This is a genomic window from Streptomyces sp. NPDC004721 (assembly GCF_053601495.1).
Window position 1 is genome coordinate 146,397 of sequence record NZ_JBSGBZ010000004.1, and the last position, 22,291, is coordinate 168,687.

Below are 22,291 nucleotides of genomic sequence, written 5' to 3' on the forward strand. Positions count from 1 at the left end.
CGGGGTGGCGCGAAACGTGTCACGGATTCCGGAAAGAAATCTTCGCCGCGGTTGAACACAACCACCGGTGCCGTGCGTACCCAGTGTCGTGCGGCGGCGCAGCAGGGCGCTGCAACACCCTTTTGATTATGGGGAGTTGACGATGAACACCTCCTGGCGGAGCGCCTCACTCGTGGCGGCGGCCGCGGCCGTGCTGGCGCTGACGACGGCGTGCGGTCAGGAAAGCGCGCCTTCGACGGGCAGCCAGAACGTGGGTGCGACCGCCGCGGCCGGCGGATTCGGCAGCGCCGGGACGAGCGCCGGCGCCGGTGCCGACAGCGCCCTCGGCAATGGCTACGGCGCCGACGGCCAGCAGGGTGCCGCCAAGGCCGCCGGGGAACTCGCGGTCTCCGCCAACGCGGAGCTGGGCAAGGTGGTCACCGACAGCGCCGGGATGACCCTGTACCGCTTCGACGCGGACACGGCCAAGCCCCCCAAGTCCACCTGCGACGCCGACTGCGCCACGGCCTGGCCGCCGGTTCCCGCCAACGACGCCACGGCCGGCGCCGGTGTCGACAAGGCCCTGCTCGGCGAGGTCACCCGCGCCGACGGCACCAAGCAGCTGACCATCGCCGGGTGGCCCGCCTACCGCTACGCGAAGGACACCAAGGCCGGTGAGACCAGCGGCCAGGGCGTGAACGGCAAGTGGTTCGCGCTGGCGCCCGACGGCAAGAAGGCCTCGTTGGTGAACCTGCCCGGCCTGTCCGTGAAGAAGACCGAACTGGGCGACGTCGTCGTCGACAAGAACGGCATGACGGTCTACCGCTTCTCGAAGGACCAGGCGTGGCCGAAGTCGGTCTCCGCCTGCACCGGTTCCTGCCTGGAGAAGTGGCCGGCCGTGGCGCCCGTCGCCGTCAGCGATACCAAGGGCGTGCTGAAGAAGGGCATGATGCCCTTCACCCGGCCCGACGGCGTCAAGCAGATGACCATCAACTGCTGGCCCCTCTACACCTTCTCCGGGGACGAGGCGCCCGGCGACGTCAACGGCCAGGGCGTCGGCGGCACGTGGTTCGCCGTCTCCCCCGACGGAAAGGCGATCGGCGCGCCGCAGTAGGGACCACCTTCCCCCCACGCCGGACCGCCCCCTCCGTACCGCACGGAGGGGGCGGTCCGGCGTGTGCTCGGATCGTGGCAATTCACCGCGATGCGGGTGCGAGGAGCGGGCCGGGAGCGCAGGTGGTGACCGGGAACGGATGGTCAATTTCCGTTTCGGCTCGCCCGTTCGGCGGGCGATCAGTAGCCTCAGCTCGAACACCGGATCGCCTACGCAGTGGAGAGATGGATGGAGCGTCCCGCCTGGGCTCCGCGAAGCATCGACATCTCGGTGCCGAGCGTCGCTCGCATCTACGACTTCTACTTGGGCGGTTCGCACAACTTCGAGGTCGACCGGGAAGCGGCCCGCAGGGCCATGGAGTTCATGCCGGGGCTGCCCAAGATCATGCAGGCCAACCGGGCGTTCATGCGCCGGGCCGTGGACTTCGCCCTGGAGGAGGGCGTCACCCAGTTCCTGGACATCGGGTCCGGCATCCCCACCTTCGGCAACGTCCACGAGGTCGCCCAGGCCGCCCGGCCCGGCGCGCGGGTGGTGTACGTCGACCACGACCCGGTGGCCGTCAGCCACAGCAAGGCCGTTCTGGCGGGCAACGAGCACGCCGACGTGGTCGCGGCCGACCTGCGCAAGCCCGGGGAAATCCTCCAGAGCCCCGAGTTGGGGCGGCTGATCGACCTGAATCGGCCAGTCGCGCTGCTTCTCGTTGCCATACTGCACTTCGTGGAAGACGCGGACGACCCCTACGGTGCGGTGGCCGAGCTGCGCGACGCGCTCGCGCCGGGCAGCCTGCTCGTCCTCACCCATGCCGCGTACGAGGGAATCCCGCTCCCCGCGAAGCGGAGCCGGTCCCTGGTGGACGTGTACAAGGACATTCGCAACCCGCTGATCATGCGTTCGCGCGAGGAGATCGCGCGGTTCTTCAAGGGGTACGACATGGTGGAACCCGGGCTGGTGCCGATGCCGAACTGGCGGCCGCGTACGGCGCCGGAGGACGAGGACCCGTACGCCTACTCCGGTTTCGCGGGCGTGGGGCGTACGGCGTGAGCGCGGAACCGGACGGGCCGGAGGGCAGACTGCGCCGGCTGACGACGATCTGGAGCCGGGCCGTCTTCCCGGTGACCTCGACGTCGCTGACCCGCCCGGAGTTCGAGGAGCAACTCCTGCCGCTCGCCCGCCGGTTGAGCACGGCGCTACGGGACCGGGCCTTCGCCGCGGAGGAGGGCGAGGCGGTCGGCGCGGCCCTGGTCGACGCGCACTGCACCGCACCCGAGGCGCTCAGCCGCTCCCTGGACTGCCTGGACGCCTACCTCGTGCTGTACTGCGGCGAGGACGGCGACCAGGAGGACCTGCGGGCCCGCTCCGCGCGGTTGCAGCACTCGATGGCGGCCGGGTTCGCGCGGGCGCTGCGCGAACGCACGCTGGCCGAGCAGGAGGCGATAGCCCAGGCGGCGCTGCGCGCCCAGGGCGTGGTCGCCCAGGCCCTGCACGCCAGCGAGGCCCGCTTCCGCGCCGTGTTCGAAGGCGCGGCGATAGGCATCGCCATCGCCGACCTGGAGGGCCACGTCCTCCAGGTCAACAGCGCGCTGCTGCGCATGTTCGGCGGCTCCGAGCAGACCGTGCGCGGCCGCAACGTACGAGAGTGGACCCACGCCGACGACGCCCCGCAGATGTGGCGGCTGTATGAGGAGCTGGTGCGCGGCGAGCGCGAGCACTACCACGTGGAGAAGGCCTTCTACCGGCCGGACGGAACGGTTCTGTGGACCAACCTGACCGTCTCCCTGCTCCGTGACGCCGACGGCTACCCGCAGTACCAGCTCGCCCTCATGGAGGACACCACCGAGCGGCGGCTGCTCAACCTGAGACTGCGGTACGAGGCCACCCACGACGCGCTCACCGGCCTGCCCAACCGCACGCTGTTCTTCGAACGCCTGGAGAAGGCGCTGAACGCGGGCGAGGGCCAGCGCTTCGGCCTGTGCTACCTCGACCTGGACGGCTTCAAGACCATCAACGACAGCCTCGGCCACGCGGCCGGCGACCGGCTGCTCGTCGAGGTCGCCGACCGGCTCCAGGCGTGCGCGACCGCGCCCGGCGAAATGGTCGCCCGGCTCGGCGGTGACGAGTTCGTCGCGCTGACCACCGGCCCCGGCACCCGGCACGAGGTCGACGAGCTCGCCGCCCGGATCATGAACGCGCTGGTCGCCCCGATCCGTATCGACGGCCGGGAACTGGCCGTACGCGGCAGCATCGGCATCGTCGAGGGACCGGCGGGCGAGCGCAGCGCGGCCGAGGTGCTGCGCAGCGCGGACATCACCATGTACCGGGCCAAGTCGGCCGGCGGCAACCGCTTCGAGCTCGCCGACCCGGAGGCCGACGCCCGCGCCATCACCCGGCACGGACTGACCACGGCGCTGCCGGCCGCGCTGGACCGGGGCGAGTTCTTCATCGAGTACCAGCCGCTGGTGCACCTCGGCGACGGCAGTGTGCGCGGCGCCGAGGCGCTGGTGCGCTGGCTGCATCCGCAGCACGGCGTCCTCGGCCCCGACCGGTTCATCCCGCTCGCCGAGCACACCGGGCTGATCGTCCCGCTGGGCCGCTGGGTCATGGAGCAGTCGGTGCGCCAGGCCCGCCGGTGGCGGGAGACGCACGGCGCCGAGGGCCCGCTGCGCATCAACGTCAACCTCTCGCCGTGCCAGCTCACCCACCCCGGGCTCGTCCAGGACACCGTCGACATCCTGGAGCGCGCGGGCGTGCAGCCGGACGCGCTGTGCCTGGAGGTCACCGAGTCGGCGCTCATCGGCGCCGACGACGACCTGCTCAAGCCGCTGCGCCGGCTGGCCGAGATGGGCATAGACATCGCCCTGGACGACTTCGGCACCGGCTACTCGAACCTGGCCAACCTGCGCCGGCTGCCGGTGAGCGTGCTCAAGCTGGACCGTTCCTTCACCCAGGGCATGCAGCGGTTCCCGGCCGACCCCGTCGACCTGAAGATCGTCGAGGGTATCGTCGCGCTCGCCCACAGCCTTGACCTCGCGGTCACCGTGGAGGGCGTGGAGACCGGCGCCCAGGCCGAGCAACTGCGCGTCCTGGGCTGCGACACCGCCCAGGGCTGGTACTACGCCCGCCCGGGCCCACCGGAACGCCTGCACGAACTGGCCCTGGCGGACGCGACGGGCTGAACGGGAAGCGGGGCGCGGATCCGAGAACGGCCTAGTGCTGTGACCGGAAAGGTTTGCCGGAAAGCTCGCGGCGTTCGGTGCGGTGCATCGCAAGGCGGAGCATCGCCCTCGTACTGGATGTACTCGGGTGATGCGACAACGCGGCGTGGGGGTACCCCCGGCCGAAGGCTGGGGGAGTGCCGTGCCGGGCGACGCGAGCCGGTGAACCTTTCCGGTCGCAGCACGAGGGGCCCGCCGACACACCGTCGGCAGGCCCCTCGGCCGTCGCTCTCAGACGCGCGGCACCGCCGCCGCGCCCACTCCCGGCTCGTCGCGTGGAGCGGCCTCCGCCTCAGCCCGCTCCTCGCTGAAGCTCATCACCGGAGGCTTCCGCCGGAACGCGCGGGTCAGGAACAGCAGGTACAGGAACCCGGCCAGCATCCAGCAGAGCCCCACCTCGAAGGTGATGCCCTCCAGGCTGGTCCACAGCCAGACGGTCAGGGCGAATCCGACGACCGGCAGCAGCCCGTAGGAGAGCAGGTCGCGCGCGCTCCGGCGGCCCCGGTCGATCAGATAGTGCTTGACCACGCTCAGGTTGACCATCGAGAAGGCGATCAGGGCACCGAAGTTGATCATGACCACGGCGTTGTCGAGGCTGATGAACAGGGCGACCAGCGAGACCGCGGACACCAGGCAGGTCGCGATCACCGGGGTGCGGAAGCGGGGGTGGAGATGGCCGAACACCCGCTTGGGCAGCACCCCGTCGCGTCCCATCGAGTACAGGATCCGGGACACGCTCGCCTGCGTGGTGACCCCGGAGCCGAAGGAGCCCGCGACATAGACGGCCACGAAGAACGAGGTGAAGGCCGAGCCGCCCAGCGTCCGCATGATGTCCAGGCCCGCGCTGTCGGGGTCGCTGAACGTGGAGCCCGGGTGCACCAGCGCGCCCATCCAGGACACCACGATGAACAGCACGCCGCCGATGGCCGTGGTCAGCACGATGGCGCGGGGGATGGTGCGGCGCGGGTCCTTGGCCTCCTCCGACATGGTGGAGACCGCGTCGAACCCGAGGAAGCTCAGCGCGAGGATCGCGGCCCCGGAGAACGCCGCCGAGGTCCCGGAGCCGCCCGGCAGGAACGAGGCGAACGGCTTGGAAGTGCCGTGGCCGAGCGTGTGGTGGACCGACAGGGCGACGAAGAGCACCACGAGCACCCCGGCCAGGCCCACCACCAGGACGCTGAGCCGGCTGATGGAGCCCACGCCCAGCACGTTGACGAGCAGCGCGAGCAGCAGCGCGGCGAGCACGAACACCCGCGCGGGAACCGACGGGAACTGGCTGTGCAGATAGATGCCGATCAGCAGGAAGTTGATCATCGGCAGGAAGAGGTAGTCCAGCAGCAGCGTCCAGCCGACCATGAAGCCGACATGCCCGCCGAAGGACTGCTGGGTGTAGGTGTACGCCGACCCCGCGGTGGGGAACGCCCGCACCATCCGCCCGTAGCTGACGGCGGTGAAGAGCATCACCACGAGGGCGATCACATAGGCGGCCGGCAGATGGCCGTTGGTCACGCCGGTGACCGCCCCGTAGGTGGTGAACACGGTCACCGGGGCGAGATACGTGAGTCCGAAGAGAGTGAGCCCCGGCAGCCCGAGGACTCGCTTGAGTCCTTTTTCCGCGGGGATGTCGGTATCCGTCATGAAGCGTTCCTTCCGCAGAAGAATGAGGCATTACCGGGTGATCCGGCAAGGGCGGCGGCTGGGGCGGGGCGTGCGGCGGCGCCCCGCCCTGGGGTCACCCCTGGGTGCCGTGGGTGCACTCGCCGGCCAGCCAGGTCCCGAGCACGGTGATGGCGGGCACGTCGTGCGGGTCGCAGTCGCGGGGGTCCCGGTCGAGCCAGACCAGGTCGGCGACCCGTCCCGGGGCCAGGACACCCCGGTCGTCGGCCATCGCCTGGTGGGCGACGCCGGCCGTGTAGCAGGACATCGAGGTCTCGATGCCGATCCGCTCCCGCGGCAGCCAGCCGCCCTCGGGGCGGCGCTCCGGCGTCTGCCGGGTCACCGGGACCGGCAGGCCGGTCAGCGGCCGGTGGTCGGTGACCGGCCAGTCGCTGCCGAACGAGACCCGGGCGCCACTGCGCAGCAGCGAGCCCAGCGGGTACTGCTGCCGGGACCGGACCTCGCCCAGACGGGGCATGGTGAGGTCGGTCATCGCCGGGTCGGGCTGAAGCCACAGCGGCTCGATGTTGGCGATCACGCCCAGTTCGGCGAAGCGGGGCAGGTCCTCGGGGTCGACCATCTGCACATGGGCGATCACCGGACGGCGGTCCCGGGGGCCGCGCGCCTCGGTGAGGTGGGCGAGGGCGTCCAGGGCGGTGCGGATGCCGGCGTCGCCGATCGCGTGCAGATGCGGCTGGAGGCCCAGCCGGTCGATCTCCACCAGGGCCTCGCGCAGCTCGGCGGCGGCCCAGACCGGCATGCCCCGGGTGCAGGGGTCGTCGGCGTACGGTTCGAGTAGCGCCGCGGTGCGGTTCTCGATGATGCCGTCGACGAAGAACTTGACGGTCTGCACGGTCAGCCGGTCGAGCCCCTCCGCCCGGATCCGGTCGCGGTCGGCCGCGAACTCGGCGAGCTGCTCGCGCCACCGCGACGGGTCGGCGCGCAGGGCGAGGTTCACCCGCGTGGCCAGGACGCCCTGCCGGGCCGCCGTCAGATAGGCGTCGACGGCCTCGTGGTCCACCCAGGCGTCCTGGATCCAGGTGACTCCGGCCGCGGCGTAGGTGCGGGTGGCGTGGGCCAGGGCCCGTACGCGTTCGTCCAGGGTGCGCGCGGGTGCGGCGCCGAGGACCGCGTCGACCGCGTCCCACTCGACCATGGTGCCCATCAGGCTGCGGTCGGGGCGGCGTACGAACCGGCCGCGCTCGCTGTCCTCGGTGGAGCCGTCGAGGCCGGCCCGGCGCATGGCCTCGGTGTTGCACCACAGCGTGTGGTAGTCCCAGGCCCGCAGGGCGACCGGGCGGTCGGGTACGACGGCGTCCAGCCAGCGGGCGTCGAAGAGGCCGTCGGGGGCGAGCGTGGAGTCGTAGCTCCCGCCGAGTATCCAGTCCGCCTCGGGGTGCTCGGCGGCGTACCGGCCGACCTCCGCGACCAGCTCGTCCACGCTGGTACAGGGCCTGATCCGCGGTCCGAGCGCTTCGAATCCGCCCTGGTCGGGGTGGCAGTGACCGTCTCCGAACGCGGGCATGAGCAGACCCCCGCCGAGGTCCAGCAGCTCGTCGGCGTCGCCGGCGAGCGCCTCGGCCGCGGCGCCGACGGCCTCGACGCGGCCGTCCCGCACGGCCAGCGCGGTCGGCGACTGCCCGGAGTCGGCCGGTACGGGCAGACCGGTCCACACGGTGCCGTTGCGGAAGACGGTGAGGGGCATACGTACTCCCAAAGCGAATGCCGTTCGTTTTAGTGGACGCAGGTTAGACTCACGCGACGACGCTTGGGAAGAGGGGCGGGGACACCGGATGAGCGCCGGGACACGAAGGTCGGGACGGCCGAGCACGCCCGTACTCGATCGCGAGGTGATCGTGCGCGGCGCGCTGGACCTGATCGACGAGGTCGGCGCCGAGGGGTTCTCCATCGCCCTGCTGGCCCGGCGGCTCCGGGTCCGGCCCTCGTCGCTCTACAACCACGTCAAGGGCAAGGACGACATCCTGGCCGGAGTGCGCGAGCTGGTGGCCGACCCGATCGACGCGAAGGTCTTCGACACCCTGCCCTGGGACGAGGCCCTGGTGAGCTGGGCCCGGCTCTACCGGGCGGCGTTCGCGGCGCATCCGCAGACCATCTCGCTCCTGGCCACCATGCCGGTGTCCGGTGCGCACCGCACCCTGAGGATGTACGAGTCGGTGGTGGGCGGGCTGGAGCGCGGCGGATGGCCGACCGCTTCGGTCATCCCCGTGATGGTCGGTGTGGAGTCGTTCATCCTGGGTTCGGCGCTGGACCTGGTGGCACCGGCCGCGATGTTCGACCCGGGGCCTGACTCGCCCCAGGTGCCCAGGTTCACCGCCGCGGTGCACGCCCGGGACGAGGTCTCGGCCGCGCGGGGACGGCCCGCCGCTGACCTGGCCTTCGAGGTCGCACTCGCGGCGCTGGTCGACGGCCTGCGCGCTCGGCTGGCCGTGGAAACCGCCTCTGACGCATGGTAGTTGACGCTAAGTCAAGACGATCCCCCGTCAGGCTGACGAGGAATCAAGTGCAGGTCTGGAAGCGCGAGGTGCGCTCAACGGTCATCGCTCCAGCAGCATCCGCTGAAGTTCCCTCGCGGCCCTCGGCGGAGCCACGTCGCTGCGGTGGGCCAGTGCGATCGTGCGGTGCAGTCCGGGCCGGGCGAGCGGGGTGACCCGCAGGCCGTGGCCGGCACGCGTCGCGACCATGCGCGGGACGACGGCCACTCCCAGCCCCGCCCGTACGAAACCCAGCACCGCGTCCATCTCCCCGCCCTCGACGGCGAGGTCCGGCTCGAAGCCCTCGGCGCGGCACGCGGCGACCGTCAGCTCCCGCAGGTCGTAGCCGTGCCGGAACATCACCAGACGCTCACCCTCGAGATCCGCGATGCCGACCGAGCGCCGCCCCGGGCCACCGGGCGCCGGCGCCTCCGGCGAGGAGACCACCACCAGGTCCTCGCGCAGCAGCTCCACCGTGGTCAGGGCGGGGGAGGGGGTGGGCAGTGGGAGCACGACCAGCGCCAGGTCCAGGGCGCCGCGGGCCAGCTCCCGTACCAGGTCGTGGGAACCGCCCTCCTCGACCAGCAGCCGGATGCCGGGGTAGCGGTCGTGGAAGGCGCGCAGCACGTCCGGCAGCAGGCCGGTGCACAGGCTCGGGGTGGCGCCGAGCCGCACCCGGCCCCGGCGCAGCTGCACCAGTTCCTGCACCTCCTGCCGTGCCGTGTCGGCGTCGGCGAGGATGCGCCGGGCCAGCGGCAGCAGTGCCTCACCGGCGTCGGTGAGCGTGATGTTGCCCCGCGCCCGCAGGAACAGATCCGCGCCCAACTCCCGCTCCAGCGCCTTGATCTGCTGCGAGAGTGACGGCTGGGCGACATGGACCAGATCGGCCGCCCGGGTGAAGTGCCGGGTCTCGGCGACCGCCACGAAGTACTGGAGCTGCTGGAACTGCACCAGACCAGCATAGCCAATCCCTATCGAAACGAGCCGGACCATGTCTTGGACCGATGGGGTCCTTCGGCCCTAGCGTCCTGAGACATGGCACTGGCAACGCGGACGGACCGACGGCCGTCCATGGCACGCACCGTGTGGGGCTCGACCGTCGGCAAGAAGACCGTGATGGCGGTCAGCGGCCTGATCATGCTGCTGTACCTGGTCGTCCACATGATCGGAAACCTGAAGATCTACTTCGGGGCGGCCGAGTTCAACCACTACGCCCACTGGCTGCGCACACTCGGCGAGCCGTTCATGCACTACGAGTGGACGCTCTGGCTGGTCCGTGTGGTGCTCGTGGCCGCCGTCGTCGCCCACGCCGTCTCCGCCTACCAGCTCAGCCGCCGCGACATCAAGGCGCGGCCCAGCAAGTACGTGCACACCAGGCCCCGGGCCAGTTACGCCACCCGCACCATGCGCTGGGGCGGGATCATCCTCGGCCTGTTCATCGTCTGGCACATCCTCGACCTGACCACCGGCACCGTGCACTCCGGTGGATTCCAGCCGGGCCACCCGTACCAGAACGTCGTGGACACCTTCTCCACCTGGTACGGCAACGTCATCTACATCGTCGCCATGCTGGCGCTCGGCCTGCACATCCGGCACGGCTTCTGGAGCGCCGCCCAGACCCTCGGCGTCGGCAGCCGCACCCGCGACCGTGCCCTGAAGACCGCCGCCAACGTTCTCGCACTGCTGCTCACGGTCGGCTTCATCGCCGTCCCGGTGGGCGTCATGACCGGAGTGGTGAGCTGACATGACCTCCTACGCCGACTACGCGACCGGTGCGCCGGTCGCCGACACCAAGGCCCCGTCCGGCCCGATCAACGAGCGCTGGGACAAGCGCCGCTTCGAGGCCAAGCTGGTCAACCCCGCCAACCGGCGCAAGCACACGGTCATCGTGGTCGGCACCGGCCTCGCGGGCGGCTCGGCCGGCGCCACCCTGGCCGAACAGGGCTACCACGTCGTCCAGTTCTGCTACCAGGACTCGCCGCGCCGCGCCCACTCCATCGCCGCGCAGGGCGGCATCAACGCGGCGAAGAACTACCGCAACGACGGCGACTCCGTCCACCGCCTGTTCTACGACACCGTCAAGGGCGGCGACTTCCGCGCCCGCGAGTCCAACGTGCACCGCCTCGCGCAGATCTCGGTGGAGATCATCGATCAGTGCGTGGCCCAGGGCGTGCCGTTCGCCCGCGAGTACGGCGGCCTGCTCGATACCCGCTCCTTCGGCGGCGTCCAGGTCTCCCGCACCTTCTACGCCCGCGGCCAGACGGGCCAGCAGCTCCTGCTCGGCGCCTACCAGGCGCTGTCCCGGCAGATCGCCGCCGGCAACGTCGAGATGCACCCGCGCACCGAGATGCTCGACCTGATCGTCGTCGACGGCCGGGCCCGCGGCATCGTCGCCCGCGACCTGATCACCGGGAAGACCGACACGTACTTCGCGGACGCCGTCGTCCTCGCCTCCGGCGGCTACGGCAACGTCTTCTACCTGTCGACCAACGCCATGAACTCCAACGCGACCGCCATCTGGCGGGCGCACCGGCGCGGCGCCTACTTCGCCAACCCCTGCTTCACCCAGATCCACCCCACCTGCATCCCGCGCACCGGCGACCACCAGTCCAAGCTCACCCTGATGAGCGAGTCGCTGCGCAACGACGGCCGCATCTGGGTCCCGAAGTCCAAGGGCGACAACCGCCCGCCGAACGAGATCCCCGAGGACGAGCGCGACTACTACCTGGAGCGCATCTACCCCTCCTTCGGCAACCTCGTCCCGCGTGACATCGCCTCCCGCGCCGCGAAGAACGTCTGCGACGAGGGCCGCGGCGTCGGCCCCGGCGGCCAGGGCGTCTACCTGGACTTCGCCGACGCGATCCGGCGGATGGGCCGGAAGAGGGTCGAGGAGAAGTACGGCAACCTCTTCGACATGTACGAGCGGATCACCGCGGAGAACCCGTACGAGGTGCCGATGCGGATCTACCCCGCCGTGCACTACACGATGGGCGGCCTGTGGGTCGACTACGACCTCCAGACCACCGTCCCCGGCCTGTTCGCGGTCGGCGAGGCCAACTTCTCCGACCACGGCGCCAACCGCCTCGGCGCCTCCGCACTGATGCAGGGCCTGGCCGACGGCTACTTCGTCCTCCCGGCCACGATCAACGACTACCTGGCCCGCAACCCGCACCAGGAGGCCGTCACCGAGGACCACCCCGCGGTCCAGGAGGCCGTCGCGGAGACCGAGGACCGCCTCAACCTGCTCCTGTCCGTCGACGGCGACCGCACCCCCGACTCCTTCCACCGCGAAGTCGGCGAACTGATGTGGGAGTTCTGCGGCTTGGCCCGCACCGAGGCGGGCCTGCGCAAGGCGCTGGACCGCATCCCGCAGATCCGCGAGGAGTTCTGGCGGCGCATCAAGGTGCCCGGCACCGGCGAGGAGTTCAACCAGTCCCTGGAGAAGGCCAACCGCATCGTCGACTACCTGGAGCTCGCCGAGCTCATGTGCCTCGACGCACTGCACCGCGCCGAGTCCTGCGGCGGCCACTTCCGCGAGGAGTCCCAGACCCCCGACGGCGAAGCGGCCCGCAGGGACGAGCAGTTCACCTACGCGGCGGCCTGGGAGTTCACAGGCACGGGCGAGGCCCCCACCCTGCACAAGGAAGACCTGGTCTTCGAGTACGTCCACCCCACCCAGCGGAGCTACGCATGAAGCTCACCCTGCGCGTCTGGCGGCAGAAGAACGCCGACGCCGACGGCGCCATGTCCACCTACGAGGTGGACGGCATCTCGCCCGACATGTCCTTCCTGGAGATGCTGGACGTCCTCAACGAACGGCTCATCCTCTCCGGCGAGGACCCGGTCGCCTTCGACCACGACTGCCGCGAGGGCATCTGCGGCGCGTGCAGCCTGGTCATCAACGGCGACGCGCACGGCCCCGAGCGCACCACCACCTGCCAACTGCACATGCGGTCCTTCGAGGACGGCGACACGATCGACATCGAGCCGTGGCGCGCCGCCGCCTTCCCGGTGGTGAAGGACCTGGTCGTGGACCGCTCGGCCTTCGACCGGATCATCCAGGCCGGCGGCTACGTCACCGCCCCCACCGGCTCCGCGCCCGAGGCCCACGCCACCCCCGTACCCAAGCCCGACGCCGACTTCGCCTTCGAGCACGCCGAGTGCATCGGCTGCGGCGCCTGCGTCGCCGCCTGCCCGAACGGCGCGGCGATGCTGTTCACCTCCGCCAAGATCAACCACCTCAACGTGCTGCCGCAGGGCGCCCCCGAGCGCGAGACCCGCGTCCTGGACATGGTGGCCCGCATGGACGAGGAGGGCTTCGGCGGCTGCACCCTGACCGGGGAGTGCGCCACCGCCTGCCCCAAGGGCATCCCCCTCGTGTCGATCACCAGCATGAACAAGGAGTGGCTGCGCGCGACCCGCAAGGCGTCCAAGCGGTAGCCCATACAGAACGTTCGCCGAGGGGGCGGACGGGCGGGGCCGGGAGTGGTGCTCATCCCCGGCCCCGCCTCGGTTTTCTCCACGAGGACCCGGCCACGGGCGGGCGGCCCGGTCCCCGAACGGGTCCTCGACGCCGAGGGGAGCGTCAGGCGGGCCGGCCGGACGCGGCGCCGCCCGCACCGTTCAACATCCCCACATCCGTTCTCCCGGCACAGGTCACGCGGACGCCAACCGGCATCGGAAGAACAGGGACGACGGACCGCACCGCCGGTCCGCCGTCCCTCTTCCGTACCGGGTCCACGACCAGGAGAGAACATGACCGGCGTCTCCACGCTCGAAAGCCCCCCGCAGCCCGCGCCGCCCACCCGCTACACCGTCGCCCTCGCCCGTGACGAGGCGGACGTGCGGGCCGCGCAGCGGCTGCGGTACGACGTCTTCGCCGGGGAGATGGGCGCCCTGCTGTCCACCCCGCAGCCGGGGTACGACGTCGACCCCTTCGACGCCTACTGCGACCACCTGCTGGTGCGCGACACGACGACCGGGCAGGTCGTGGGCACCTACCGGCTGCTGCCGCCGGAGCGGGCCGCGATCGCCGGACGGCTGTACGCGGAGAGCGAGTTCGACCTCACCGCGCTGGCCCCGATCCGTCCCGGCCTGGTGGAGGTGGGCCGCTCCTGCGTGCACCCCGATCACCGCGACGGCGCGGTGATCGGGCTGATCTGGGCCGGGCTGGCCCGCTACATGGTGGACCGCGGGCACGAGTGGCTGGCGGGCTGCTGCTCGATACCGCTCGCCGACGGCGGCGCCCTCGCCTCCGCCACCTGGGAGCGGGTGCGCGAGAAGAACCTGGCACCGGAGGAACAGCGGGTGCGCCCGCTGCTGCCGTGGATCCCGCGGACCGACCTCCCGGCCGCGCCCCGCACCGAACTGCCCGCCCTCCTGCGCGGCTACCTGCGGCTCGGCGCCCAGGTCTGCGGCGCGCCCGCGCACGACCCCGACTTCGGGGTCGCCGACCTCTACGTCCTGCTGTCGATGCGCCGGGTCAGCCCGCGCTACCTGCGGCACTTCCTCTCCCTCGTGCCGGCCTGATGAGCCTCTGGCTGCCCAGCGCGCCCTGCACCCCGAGGGCATGCGTGGAGACGACGGGGTCCGCGGGGGCGGCCGTACCGCGCGCCGTGCTGCGGCTGACGCTGGTCGCGATCCTCGTACTCGCCGGGGTCGTGCTGTCGCCGCTCGGCGCGCAGATCCCCGCCGGCTGGGTCCGGTGCTGGTGCCGGGCGGTCGTCAGGGCCTCGGGGGTGCGGGTCCGGATCACCGGCACGGCCCCGCCCACCGGCGGCCTCCTGCTGGTCGCCAACCACATCTCCTGGCTGGACATCCCGCTGCTGGCCGCCGTCCGTCCGGCCCGGATGCTCGCCAAGACGGAGATCCGCGCGTGGCCGGTGGCCGGCGCGCTCGCCGCGCGCGGCGGCGCCCTGTTCATCGAACGGGACCGCCTGCGCGCCCTGCCCGCGACGGTGGCGCACATCGCCGGGGAACTGCGCGCCGGCGCCGCGGTCGCCGCCTTCCCGGAGGGCAGCACCTGGTGCGGCCGCGCCCAGGGCGCCTTCCACCGAGCCGTTTTCCAGGCCGCCCTCGACGCCGGGGTGCCCGTCCAGCCGGTCCGCATCCGCTACCTGGGCCACGCCGGGGGAGCGGCCAGCACGGCCCCTGCCTTCGTCGGCGACGACTCCCTGCTCGCGTCCCTGTGGCGGGTGGCGACGGCACGCGGCCTGGTCGCCGAGGTCGACGTGCGCCCCGTGCTTCCTCCAGGCACCTGCCCGGACCGCCGCACGCTGGCCCGCGCGGCCCAGCAGGACCTGCCCGAGGGTTGCCACGATGGTGCCGACCCGCACTCGAACGCGACGTGCGGTCATGCGCCCGCTGGGCCCGCTTCCGCGGGTCACGCTTCCGTGGGGCAGGCCTCTGTGGGTCACGCCTCCGTGGGTGAGGCTTCCACGGGTCACGCCCTCGCGGGTCACGCCCCCGCCGGGGCGGCCGCCCGGCCGCCCCGGCCCCATGTGCCGGCTCAGACGCGGCGCACGGTGTGCAGGGACTCGGCGTAGAGGCCCGTGCCGTCGAGCAGTGAGGCGCCGGCCAGGTCGGCCATGGTGGGCCCGTTGACCGTCTTGCGGCTGGACAGGAAGCGCCGCTGGCCGGCCGCGTCCCGTCCGGGTAGATCCCCACATGGTCGACCGTGACGGTCCGCGGGTCCCCGTCGTCCCCGGAGTCGGCGTTGAACAGCACGAGGTCGCCGGGCTGGAGCAGGCTCGCGGCCGGCGGGCGGACGCCGTCGGTCCGGTCGATCAGCACCCCGGGCGTGTAGTCGGCCATGTCGCGGGACTGGCGCGGTATCCGGTTCCCGGACGTGTCCGCCTTCGCGGCCAGGGGCACGCCCATGTGGTAGCCGTAGAAAACCTTTCCGGTCGGAGCACTAGACGCCCCGCCGTACGGCCCGCGCCAGATAAGGAGCCGTGGCGCTCCCCGCCGCCCGCGCGACCTCAGCCGGCGGTCCCGCCGCCACGATCCGGCCGCCCGCGTCGCCGCCGCCCGGGCCGAGGTCGACGACCCAGTCGGCGCCGGCCACGACGGACATGTCGTGCTCGACGACGATCACGGTGTGCCCGGCGTCGACCAGTCCGTGCAACTGCCGCATGAGCACTTCGACATCGGCCGGATGCAGTCCGGTCGTCGGCTCGTCGAGGAGGTAGAGGGTGTGGCCGCGGCGGCCGCGCTGCAGCTCGCTCGCGAGCTTGATGCGCTGCGCCTCACCGCCGGACAGTTCGGTGGCGGGCTGACCGAGTCGCAGATAGCCGAGGCCGACGTCGAGGAGGGTGCCGAGACTGCGGGCCACGGCCGGCGTGTCGGCGAAGAACTCCGCCGCGCTCTCCACCGTCAGGTCCAGCACCTGGCCGATGTTCCGTCCGCGGTAGGTCACTTGAAGTGTCTCGGGGTTGTAGCGGGCCCCGCCGCAGTCCGGGCAAGGAGCGTACGTACTCGGCAGGAACAGCAGCTCCACGCTGACGAATCCCTCGCCCTGGCAGGTCTCGCACCGGCCTCCCGCGACGTTGAAGGAGAACCGCCCGACCCCGTAACCGCGCGTCCGCGCCTCGTCGGTGTCCGCGAACACCTTCCGTACGACGTCGAACAGCCCCGTGTAGGTGGCCAGGTTGGAGCGCGGAGTGCGCCCGATCGGCTTCTGGTCGACGCGGACCAGCCGTCCGACACCGGACTGCTCCTCCGTGATCTCACCGATGAGCGTGGACTTCCCGGACCCCGACACCCCGGTGACCGCGGTGAACGCGCCGAGCGGGAACTCCGCCGTCACCGCGCGCAGGTTGTGCCGGGTGACCGGCCCCACCGTCAACTGCCCGCGTGCACGCCGCACTTCCCGTACCGGCCCAGGGAAGCCGTCGAACAGGAACCGGCCCGTCGCCGACTCCGCGACCCCCGCCAGCTCGGCGACCGGCCCGCTGTGCAGCACCCGCCCGCCGTGCTCCCCGGCCCGCGGACCGACGTCGACGACCCAGTCGGCACCGCGCACCACGTCGAGGTGGTGCTCCACCACGAACACCGAGTTGCCGGCCGCCTTGAGCCGTTGCAGGACCGTGAGCAGGGCCTCGGTGTCCGCCGGGTGCAGCCCCGCCGACGGCTCGTCGAGCACGTACACCACCCCGAACAGCCCCGACCGCAGCTGTGTGGCGAGCCGCAGCCGCTGTAGCTCGCCCGCCGACAGCGTGGGCGCCGCCCGGTCGAGGCTGAGATAGCCCAGGCCCAGTTCGACGACGGGCGCGATACGGGACTTCAGGTCCGCGGTGAGTACCCGCGCGGGCTCGGAGGTGCCCCGCAGGTGCTCCGCGAGTTCGGTCAGCGGCAGTGCGGCCAGCTCGGCGATGGTGCGCCCCGCGAAGGTCACGGCCAGCGCCTCGGGCCGCAGCCTGCTGCCGCCGCAGGCCGGACAGGGGGCGGCGGTGAGGAAACGCTCGGCCTTGGCCCGCAAGGTCGAGCTCTTCGAATCGGCGAACGTCTTCATCACATACCGCCGGGCGCTCATGTACGTGCCCTGGTACGGCCGTTGGATCCGCTCGGCGTCCCGCACCGGGTGCACGGTCACCACCGGCTGCTCGTCGGTGAACAGGATCCACTCCCGCTCTCCGGCGGGCAGTTCACGCCACGGCCGGTCCACGTCGTACCCCAGCGCGTCGAGGATGTCCCGCAGGTTCTTGCCCTGCCAGGCACCCGGCCAGGCGGCGATCGCGCCCTCACGGATCGACAGCGAGGGGTCGGGCACCAGCAGCGCCTCCTCCGTGCGGTGCACCTGCCCGAGACCGTGGCACTGGGGACAGGCCCCGGCCGCCGTGTTCGGCGAGAACGCGTCCGAGTCCAGCCGCTCGGCCCCCGGCGGATAGTCCCCGGCCCGGGAGAACAGCATCCGCAGCGAGTTCGACAGGTTGGTGACGGTGCCCACCGAGGACCGCGACGTCGGCGCCGCCCGCCGCTGCTCCAGCGACACGGCCGGCGGCAGCCCGGAGATCTCCCCGACCTTCGGCGCCCCCACCTGGTGGATCAATCGCCGCGCGTAGGGCGCCACCGACTCGAAGTACCGCCGCTGGGCCTCCGCGTAGATCGTCCCGAACGCCAGCGAAGACTTCCCCGACCCCGACACCCCCGTGAACACCACCAGCGCGTCCCGCGGAACATCCACGTCCACCCCCTGGAGGTTGTGCTCACGAGCACCACGGACGCGGACGTACGGGTCGTGCGGGCTGTGCATGGAAGGGCTCCGTACGGGGGTGCGGGCGGGAAGGGGCAAACCCTGAAATTCTACGCGAGCGGTCCTGCCGGCCACCGGGCCCGGCGGATGGGCCGTCACTCAGGGGTGGCGGGGCCCGGTAGTGAGGTGGTGAGCAGCTCGATCATGCGGCCGTAGCGGGCGGGGAAGTCGACATGCGCGGCCAGGAGCGCGGGGTCCTCGACGGCCGCGACGACGGTGGGTCCGGGGTGGGCGAACGGCCACAGGCCGGCGATGAGCACGATGGTCGCCGAGGCCAGTTCCTTCGCGGCCGCCTCGTCCAGTTCGGGGAGGCGGGCGTGGATGATGCCCGCGAGCCGGTCGTTGTTGGCCAGTGCCTGGCGCTTGTAGGCGCGGACCGTCTCCGCCGAGACCGTGCGTTCCAGCACGCTGGCCAGCACGCTCGCCAGCTCGCACATCGCCGGCCGGGCGGCGAGTGAGGCGGCGTAGGCCTCGGCGAACGCGCGCACCCGCGCTGCCGGCCCGGTGCCGCCCGCGTAGGCGGGCCCCAGCTCGGCCGGGAGCGCCTCCAGCCACGCGCCGTAGTCCCGGTTGAGGAGCTCCAGGAAGACCGCCTCGCGGTTCTCGAAGTACCGCAGCACGTTCGAGGTGGCGATCCCCACCTGCCGGCCGATGTCGCGCAGGGTGATGTCCGCGACCTGCGACTTCTTCAGCAGATGCTCGGCCGCGTCCAGGATCGACTGCCTGCGCAACTCCCGGTTCTCGGGGCTGCGCGCGCGGATGAACCCCTGCTTCGACTCGCTCATGACCCTCTCTTCGCTCGCGGTGTCCCTGCGGTCAGGATATCGACCGCCCCGGTTAAGAGAACGGGATTCTGTTACGGTCGGAGAAGAGTTAAGAGAACGCCGTTCGGCTAATTCGGCCGGACCGGCTCCGTACGGATCAGGGAGGACACCGTGATCACGTTCGACAAGTTGCTGGTGGGCGGCGCCTGGACCGCCGCCGCCACCTCCGACGTCCTGGAAGTCCGCTGCCCGCACGACCAGTCCCTGGTGGGCGTCGTGCCCGAGGCGTCCTTCGCCGACGTCGACCGTGCCGTGGCGGCGGCCCGCGAGGGCCCGGCCCTTGCGGTCATCCCGTACGACACCGAGGACGAGGTCGTCGCCATCGCCAACGACTCCGCCTACGGGCTCGACGGCGGCGTGTGGACCGCCGACCCGGAGCACGGCCTCGAAGTCGCCCGCCGCATCCGCACCGGCACCTTCGGCGTCAACGGCGCCTCCCGCGACATGCGCGCACCGTTCGGCGGCTTCAAGGCCAGCGGCGTCGGCCGCGAGTTCGGCCCGGCGGGCCTGAGCGCCTACACGGAGTACCAGTCCATCGCACTGTGATCACCCCGAGGTGCCGGGCGCGGCCCGAACAAGACGCACACCTCCCGCCACAACCGTGTCTACCGGCGCCCGGGCGGCACCGTCTCTTCCACCGCGTAGCCGGGCACGGACGGCCACCGAACGGTCAGCACCACCGACTCCTCCTCCGCGCACCACGAGTGGTCCACTCCGCGCCCCCACACGACGTAGTCCCCCTGCTCCTTCAGGAGAACGCTGCGGCCCGGGAGTTCCACCCGGAAGCGCCCACTGATGAGCACCAGCAGAGCCGTACGTTCCTCCCCCTCCACCCACCGCAATCGTTCGTCGCCACGACGATGGACCCCCCACTTGATCTCCACGGCCTGACTGCGACGCGGATCACCGACACCCTTGAAGTGCCCGAGCAGCCACCCCCGATCCAGCGCCGCGTCCTTGCCCGCGTTCCCCACATACACACTGTCACTCACGCAGGCGGACGCTAGCAGTTGGGCGCCCATGTGGGCGGGTTTGAAGGGCCGGCGGCCGCGAATAGCCGTGGACGGCGGACAACGGCAGGTCGGTTTCAGCCCTGCCCCTGGCCCGCGCGCCACCAGAGAAGGGGAGCCCGGGTAATGGAGCCCCGTACTGAAACCATGATTGTTCCCACTGGACATCTGCCACCGCTCCAGCAACGTCTGTTGCGGGAACTGGGCCTGTGCGACCACCCGGATCCCGAAGCGGCGCCGGAATCCAACGCGGCCCCGGACCTCGATGCGGTCCAGGTCCGCGAGGCCCTGCCCTCACTGTGATGGACCGGGCTGGTGGAGCAGCAGGACGGGGACCGCGGCACGCTCAAGCTCACCTGGGCCGGAGCGGCGAATCCGTAGCCGCCGCCACAGATCAAACATCGACGTCCACCCACCGCCATTCTGTGCGAGCGGCGTTGTCAGCAGCCCAGCCCGCCCGAGGCGAGCCTGTCGCGCACGTCGCTCACCAGCCGGCGCCCCAGGTCCTCGGCGCGCGTGAGAAGGCCCTCGAAGTCGGTGAGGCGACGGAAGGCCATGGCGTAGGCCGCCTGCTCCGCCAGGGGCAGGGGCAGTGCCTGCAGGCGCCGGATGTCCACCCGGGACGAGCTGGAGGCGTGGGTGCCGGCCTGGCGTCCGTTGGTGGGGGCGCGCAGGCAGCCGGCCAGGAAGTGGGCGTCCAGTTTCTCCGGGTCCACCCGTACCGCGTACAGCTGCGGGCCCAGTGCCGTCGGTGGACCTTGGTGCACCCATGCCCTGAAGGCCCTGATCACTCCGGCGACCACCACGTCACCCTCCTCGGCCACGGCATGGGCCGAGCCTTCGGGGATACGCCCGCCGGGGGCACCGTCCCTGAGCAGGTCGGCCACAGTGAGCAGGGGCAGGCCGGCCATGCCGGGCGAGGGGATGTTGTCCGGAGGTTGCTGCCCGGCAAGCATGGTGTTCTCCGCATCGGGGGCAGCCGAGAGCGAGTTCTGCATCGGCGACGACATCCCCGCTCTGATCACCGACCGCCACGGAGGGATCTGGACGGCCTACGGGGACGAAGGCATCTATGGCGGTCATCCCGAGTCCGGCTCCGGTCTCGCGGGCTGGGACCCCGAAGGCCATGCGACATGGGCCCCGGGGGATCGGCTGCCCGCCTACCCGTTGGAAGGCTGCACGGCAGCGACGGAGGGCGACCGAGTGTGGCTGGTCTGGTACGCCGGCGGCGGACCTGGCACCTTCCTGACCCGGATCACCCCGTCCACCGGCGAAGTGATCAGCTACCCCAGCCCCGTCCCCGATCCGGACGGCTTCGCGGTCCGCGACAACCGGGCCGTGCTGACCCGCCGTGACCACAACCGGCGGACCGTCGAACTCACCCGCGCCGAGTTTGACGGCAGCACCTGGACGGTGACCGACCGCCGCAGGCTCGACGTACCCGGACGCGTCGTCCTGCGCTGCGGCCAGGGTCGCGACGGAATTCTTTGGCTCCGCACGGGCGAGACCTGGCTGTGCATAGAAGCATGAGCCTTTCCAGCACCCCGATCGTCCCGCCCGGAGACCCGGACGGAACCTACCCGACCGCGAGCGCCACGATCGCAGCCCATCGGTCCGGGGCGCCCCGCAGCTCGTGGCGCGCGCCGAGGAAGCTCTGGGTGCCATGGAGGGCGTGCGGGGCGTGGGGCAGGTGCGGATGCGGTGGATCGGCCACGCCCTGCGCGCGGAGGCCGACATCGCTCGTAACGAAGCACCGCGTGCCCCGGCCGCGCGGCCGGGGCACGCGGTGTCGTCGCTCCACGACAGCCGTACCGTCTAGTCGTCGATCGCCGCCCCGTACAGCGCGTCCGTCCGCAGGCCGCCGAACGCCTTCAGGCTGTAGCTCCAGGAGCCGGAGGTGGTCAGGCCTGAGCGGCCCGCGGAGAACACCCAGACGTAGCCGTCGTTCGTGTTCTCACCGGGTGCCGAGACGAGCAGGCCGAAGCGGCCGTCGTCGTTCGGGTCGGTGAAGGAGACCTGGCCGCCGAACTTGTCGCCCTTCTCGACGGTGCCCGGGACGTTCTTGGTGCCTTGGTTCACGGACAGTGCGCCGGTGGACGTCAGACCCTTGGCCGAGCCACGCAGGACCGTGATGGCGCCCGCGTCGGCGACGGCGCCGATGTCCTCGCCCGCGACACCGATCGCCACGTCCGCGTATCCGTCGCCGTTGCTGTCGCCGACGGAGAGGTCGGTGCCGAAGCCGTCGCCCCGCTCGTTCGTGCCCGGCACGCCCGCCGAGTTCTGGGTCCACCACACGGGAGGGGTGCCCGGCCCCTCCCGGCCGGCGGGGCCGTCCGCACTGCCGTAGTAGACGCCGACCATGCCGCCGGTCATGTTCTCGCCGCCGTCGTCCGGGCTGTGCGGCTCGCCGGACCACGGGACGGGCAGGGCGCGGAGCTGAAGCTCAGCGGCGCGATCACGGTGACGTGCGCGGACGCCAAGGCGACACCGATGCACAGGCACTGATCCGACGTCAGACGCGGCCGTGTCACCGATATCCCATGGGTGACACGGCCGTTGTGGCCTTGCTCGGGAGACATCATCGCCTGGGCCGCTGAACCAGTGTTCCGGCAGGCAACGTTCGGAACCCGTTGATCAATCACCCGGAATGGGTCGAGGCGATCTCGGTAGCAGTCACGTTCCGCCGTGGTAGGCGACACCGCAACGAGCATCACGGGAAGGCGCTGTACCCGACCACTGGTGACGGGGTGT

19 protein-coding genes and 2 pseudogenes are annotated in these 22,291 nt (G+C 71.6%); 13 read left to right on the forward strand and 8 right to left on the reverse strand.

The window, feature by feature from the left end:
* The first annotated feature begins 142 nt into the window (after positions 1-142).
* The 3 genes from ACWEK3_RS04950 to ACWEK3_RS04960 all read left to right on the forward strand — a co-directional run bounded on the left by ACWEK3_RS04950 (position 143) and on the right by ACWEK3_RS04960 (position 4,266).
* A complete protein-coding gene (locus ACWEK3_RS04950; protein ID WP_453248945.1) occupies positions 143-1,093 on the forward strand; it encodes an SCO0930 family lipoprotein in 951 nt (316 codons plus the stop codon).
* 228 nt (positions 1,094-1,321) lie between these two features.
* On the forward strand, positions 1,322-2,134 hold the full coding sequence (locus ACWEK3_RS04955; RefSeq protein ID WP_450541664.1) for an SAM-dependent methyltransferase: 813 nt from the start codon (positions 1,322-1,324) through the stop codon (positions 2,132-2,134).
* Positions 2,131-4,266 carry a putative bifunctional diguanylate cyclase/phosphodiesterase gene (locus ACWEK3_RS04960; RefSeq protein WP_361417679.1) on the forward strand — a complete coding sequence of 712 codons (2,136 nt, stop codon included), beginning with the start codon at positions 2,131-2,133 and terminating at the stop codon, positions 4,264-4,266. The genes ACWEK3_RS04955 and ACWEK3_RS04960 overlap by 4 nt, the downstream gene beginning before the upstream one ends.
* Before the next feature lie 270 nt (positions 4,267-4,536).
* On the opposite strand, the gene ACWEK3_RS04965 is transcribed toward ACWEK3_RS04960, so the two are convergent.
* Both ACWEK3_RS04965 and ACWEK3_RS04970 read right to left on the reverse strand, forming a co-directional pair.
* Positions 4,537-5,943, reverse strand: coding sequence for an APC family permease (locus ACWEK3_RS04965; RefSeq protein WP_453248946.1), 1,407 nt, complete (start codon positions 5,941-5,943; stop codon positions 4,537-4,539).
* Between the two features lie 94 nt (positions 5,944-6,037).
* Positions 6,038-7,666: an amidohydrolase gene (locus ACWEK3_RS04970; protein ID WP_453248947.1), complete on the reverse strand. Its 1,629-nt coding sequence runs from the start codon at positions 7,664-7,666 to the stop codon at positions 6,038-6,040.
* A gap of 88 nt (positions 7,667-7,754) precedes the next feature.
* On the opposite strand from ACWEK3_RS04970, the gene ACWEK3_RS04975 reads away from it, so the two are divergent.
* Entirely contained in the window at positions 7,755-8,435 is a 681-nt protein-coding gene (locus tag ACWEK3_RS04975; RefSeq protein ID WP_453248948.1) for a TetR/AcrR family transcriptional regulator, read from the forward strand.
* An 81-nt stretch (positions 8,436-8,516) separates the two neighbouring features.
* Here ACWEK3_RS04975 and ACWEK3_RS04980 read toward each other — a convergent pair whose 3' ends face one another.
* On the reverse strand, positions 8,517-9,404 hold the full coding sequence (locus ACWEK3_RS04980; RefSeq protein ID WP_453248949.1) for a LysR family transcriptional regulator: 888 nt from the start codon (positions 9,402-9,404) through the stop codon (positions 8,517-8,519).
* Positions 9,405-9,524: 120 nt separating this feature from the next.
* On the opposite strand from ACWEK3_RS04980, the gene ACWEK3_RS04985 reads away from it, so the two are divergent.
* From ACWEK3_RS04985 to ACWEK3_RS05005, 5 genes are all read left to right on the forward strand, one after another.
* Positions 9,525-10,196: a succinate dehydrogenase gene (locus tag ACWEK3_RS04985; protein WP_361417694.1), complete on the forward strand. Its 672-nt coding sequence runs from the start codon at positions 9,525-9,527 to the stop codon at positions 10,194-10,196.
* Position 10,197: 1 nt separating this feature from the next.
* On the forward strand, positions 10,198-12,147 hold the full coding sequence (locus tag ACWEK3_RS04990; protein WP_453248950.1) for a fumarate reductase/succinate dehydrogenase flavoprotein subunit: 1,950 nt from the start codon (positions 10,198-10,200) through the stop codon (positions 12,145-12,147).
* A complete protein-coding gene (locus ACWEK3_RS04995; protein ID WP_361417700.1) occupies positions 12,144-12,893 on the forward strand; it encodes a succinate dehydrogenase/fumarate reductase iron-sulfur subunit in 750 nt (249 codons plus the stop codon). Before ACWEK3_RS04990 ends, ACWEK3_RS04995 begins: the two co-directional genes overlap by 4 nt.
* A 315-nt stretch (positions 12,894-13,208) precedes the next feature.
* Positions 13,209-13,982, forward strand: a complete 774-nt coding sequence (locus ACWEK3_RS05000; RefSeq protein ID WP_376550888.1) for a GNAT family N-acetyltransferase — start codon at positions 13,209-13,211, stop codon at positions 13,980-13,982.
* Entirely contained in the window at positions 13,982-14,998 is a 1,017-nt protein-coding gene (locus ACWEK3_RS05005) for a lysophospholipid acyltransferase family protein (protein ID WP_453248951.1), read from the forward strand. Before ACWEK3_RS05000 ends, ACWEK3_RS05005 begins: the two co-directional genes overlap by 1 nt.
* 368 nt (positions 14,999-15,366) lie before the next feature.
* Here the strand turns inward: ACWEK3_RS05005 and ACWEK3_RS05010 are convergent, their stop codons facing one another.
* Positions 15,367-17,706 carry an ATP-binding cassette domain-containing protein gene (locus tag ACWEK3_RS05010; RefSeq protein ID WP_453248952.1) on the reverse strand — a complete coding sequence of 780 codons (2,340 nt, stop codon included), beginning with the start codon at positions 17,704-17,706 and terminating at the stop codon, positions 15,367-15,369.
* 95 nt (positions 17,707-17,801) lie between these two features.
* Entirely contained in the window at positions 17,802-18,491 is a 690-nt protein-coding gene (locus ACWEK3_RS05015; protein WP_453248953.1) for a TetR family transcriptional regulator, read from the reverse strand.
* A gap of 270 nt (positions 18,492-18,761) precedes the next feature.
* On the opposite strand from ACWEK3_RS05015, the pseudogene ACWEK3_RS05020 reads away from it, so the two are divergent.
* Positions 18,762-19,076 (forward strand): annotated as a pseudogene (locus ACWEK3_RS05020) (aldehyde dehydrogenase family protein); the annotation flags it as partial.
* Between the two features lie 59 nt (positions 19,077-19,135).
* On the opposite strand, the gene ACWEK3_RS05025 reads toward ACWEK3_RS05020, so the two are convergent.
* Positions 19,136-19,522 carry a signal peptidase I gene (locus ACWEK3_RS05025; RefSeq protein ID WP_450546950.1) on the reverse strand — a complete coding sequence of 129 codons (387 nt, stop codon included), beginning with the start codon at positions 19,520-19,522 and terminating at the stop codon, positions 19,136-19,138.
* A 165-nt stretch (positions 19,523-19,687) separates the two neighbouring features.
* Here ACWEK3_RS05025 and ACWEK3_RS05030 point away from each other — a divergent pair, with 165 nt between their 5' ends.
* Positions 19,688-19,843 (forward strand): hypothetical protein, encoded by a 156-nt coding sequence (locus ACWEK3_RS05030; RefSeq protein ID WP_453248954.1) that lies wholly within the window; start codon positions 19,688-19,690, stop codon positions 19,841-19,843.
* A gap of 137 nt (positions 19,844-19,980) precedes the next feature.
* Here ACWEK3_RS05030 and ACWEK3_RS05035 read toward each other — a convergent pair whose 3' ends face one another.
* A complete protein-coding gene (locus ACWEK3_RS05035) occupies positions 19,981-20,496 on the reverse strand; it encodes a hypothetical protein (protein ID WP_453248955.1) in 516 nt (171 codons plus the stop codon).
* Here ACWEK3_RS05035 and ACWEK3_RS05040 point away from each other — a divergent pair.
* Both ACWEK3_RS05040 and ACWEK3_RS05045 read left to right on the forward strand, forming a co-directional pair.
* Positions 20,495-21,070: a hypothetical protein gene (locus tag ACWEK3_RS05040; RefSeq protein ID WP_453248956.1), complete on the forward strand. Its 576-nt coding sequence runs from the start codon at positions 20,495-20,497 to the stop codon at positions 21,068-21,070. The two genes, ACWEK3_RS05035 and ACWEK3_RS05040, sit on opposite strands and share 2 nt — an antisense overlap.
* A 94-nt stretch (positions 21,071-21,164) precedes the next feature.
* Positions 21,165-21,278: pseudogene (locus ACWEK3_RS05045) on the forward strand (cation diffusion facilitator family transporter); the annotation flags it as partial.
* A gap of 77 nt (positions 21,279-21,355) precedes the next feature.
* On the opposite strand, the gene ACWEK3_RS05050 reads toward ACWEK3_RS05045, so the two are convergent.
* Positions 21,356-21,913, reverse strand: a complete 558-nt coding sequence (locus tag ACWEK3_RS05050) for an FG-GAP repeat protein (protein WP_450547052.1) — start codon at positions 21,911-21,913, stop codon at positions 21,356-21,358.
* Positions 21,914-22,291: the final 378 nt, after the last annotated feature.

Bases quoted from the DNA above. Each gene is read 5' to 3' on its own strand.
- ACWEK3_RS04950 (WP_453248945.1), top strand. From the start codon at position 143: ATGAACACCTCCTGGCGGAGCGCCTCACTCGTGGCGGCGGCCGCGGCC.
- ACWEK3_RS04955 (WP_450541664.1), top strand. From the start codon at position 1,322: ATGGAGCGTCCCGCCTGGGCTCCGCGAAGCATCGACATCTCGGTGCCG.
- ACWEK3_RS05040 (WP_453248956.1), top strand. From the start codon at position 20,495: ATGGTGTTCTCCGCATCGGGGGCAGCCGAGAGCGAGTTCTGCATCGGC.
- ACWEK3_RS04970 (WP_453248947.1), bottom strand. From the start codon at position 7,666: ATGCCCCTCACCGTCTTCCGCAACGGCACCGTGTGGACCGGTCTGCCC.
- ACWEK3_RS04975 (WP_453248948.1), top strand. From the start codon at position 7,755: ATGAGCGCCGGGACACGAAGGTCGGGACGGCCGAGCACGCCCGTACTC.
- ACWEK3_RS04965 (WP_453248946.1), bottom strand. From the start codon at position 5,943: ATGACGGATACCGACATCCCCGCGGAAAAAGGACTCAAGCGAGTCCTC.
- ACWEK3_RS04985 (WP_361417694.1), top strand. From the start codon at position 9,525: ATGGCACGCACCGTGTGGGGCTCGACCGTCGGCAAGAAGACCGTGATG.
- ACWEK3_RS05005 (WP_453248951.1), top strand. From the start codon at position 13,982: ATGAGCCTCTGGCTGCCCAGCGCGCCCTGCACCCCGAGGGCATGCGTG.
- ACWEK3_RS05050 (WP_450547052.1), bottom strand. From the start codon at position 21,913: ATGACCGGCGGCATGGTCGGCGTCTACTACGGCAGTGCGGACGGCCCC.
- ACWEK3_RS05030 (WP_453248954.1), top strand. From the start codon at position 19,688: ATGATTGTTCCCACTGGACATCTGCCACCGCTCCAGCAACGTCTGTTG.
- ACWEK3_RS04995 (WP_361417700.1), top strand. From the start codon at position 12,144: ATGAAGCTCACCCTGCGCGTCTGGCGGCAGAAGAACGCCGACGCCGAC.
- ACWEK3_RS05015 (WP_453248953.1), bottom strand. From the start codon at position 18,491: ATGAGCGAGTCGAAGCAGGGGTTCATCCGCGCGCGCAGCCCCGAGAAC.
- ACWEK3_RS04990 (WP_453248950.1), top strand. From the start codon at position 10,198: ATGACCTCCTACGCCGACTACGCGACCGGTGCGCCGGTCGCCGACACC.
- ACWEK3_RS05035 (WP_453248955.1), bottom strand. From the start codon at position 20,496: ATGCTTGCCGGGCAGCAACCTCCGGACAACATCCCCTCGCCCGGCATG.
- ACWEK3_RS05010 (WP_453248952.1), bottom strand. From the start codon at position 17,706: ATGCACAGCCCGCACGACCCGTACGTCCGCGTCCGTGGTGCTCGTGAG.
- ACWEK3_RS05000 (WP_376550888.1), top strand. From the start codon at position 13,209: ATGACCGGCGTCTCCACGCTCGAAAGCCCCCCGCAGCCCGCGCCGCCC.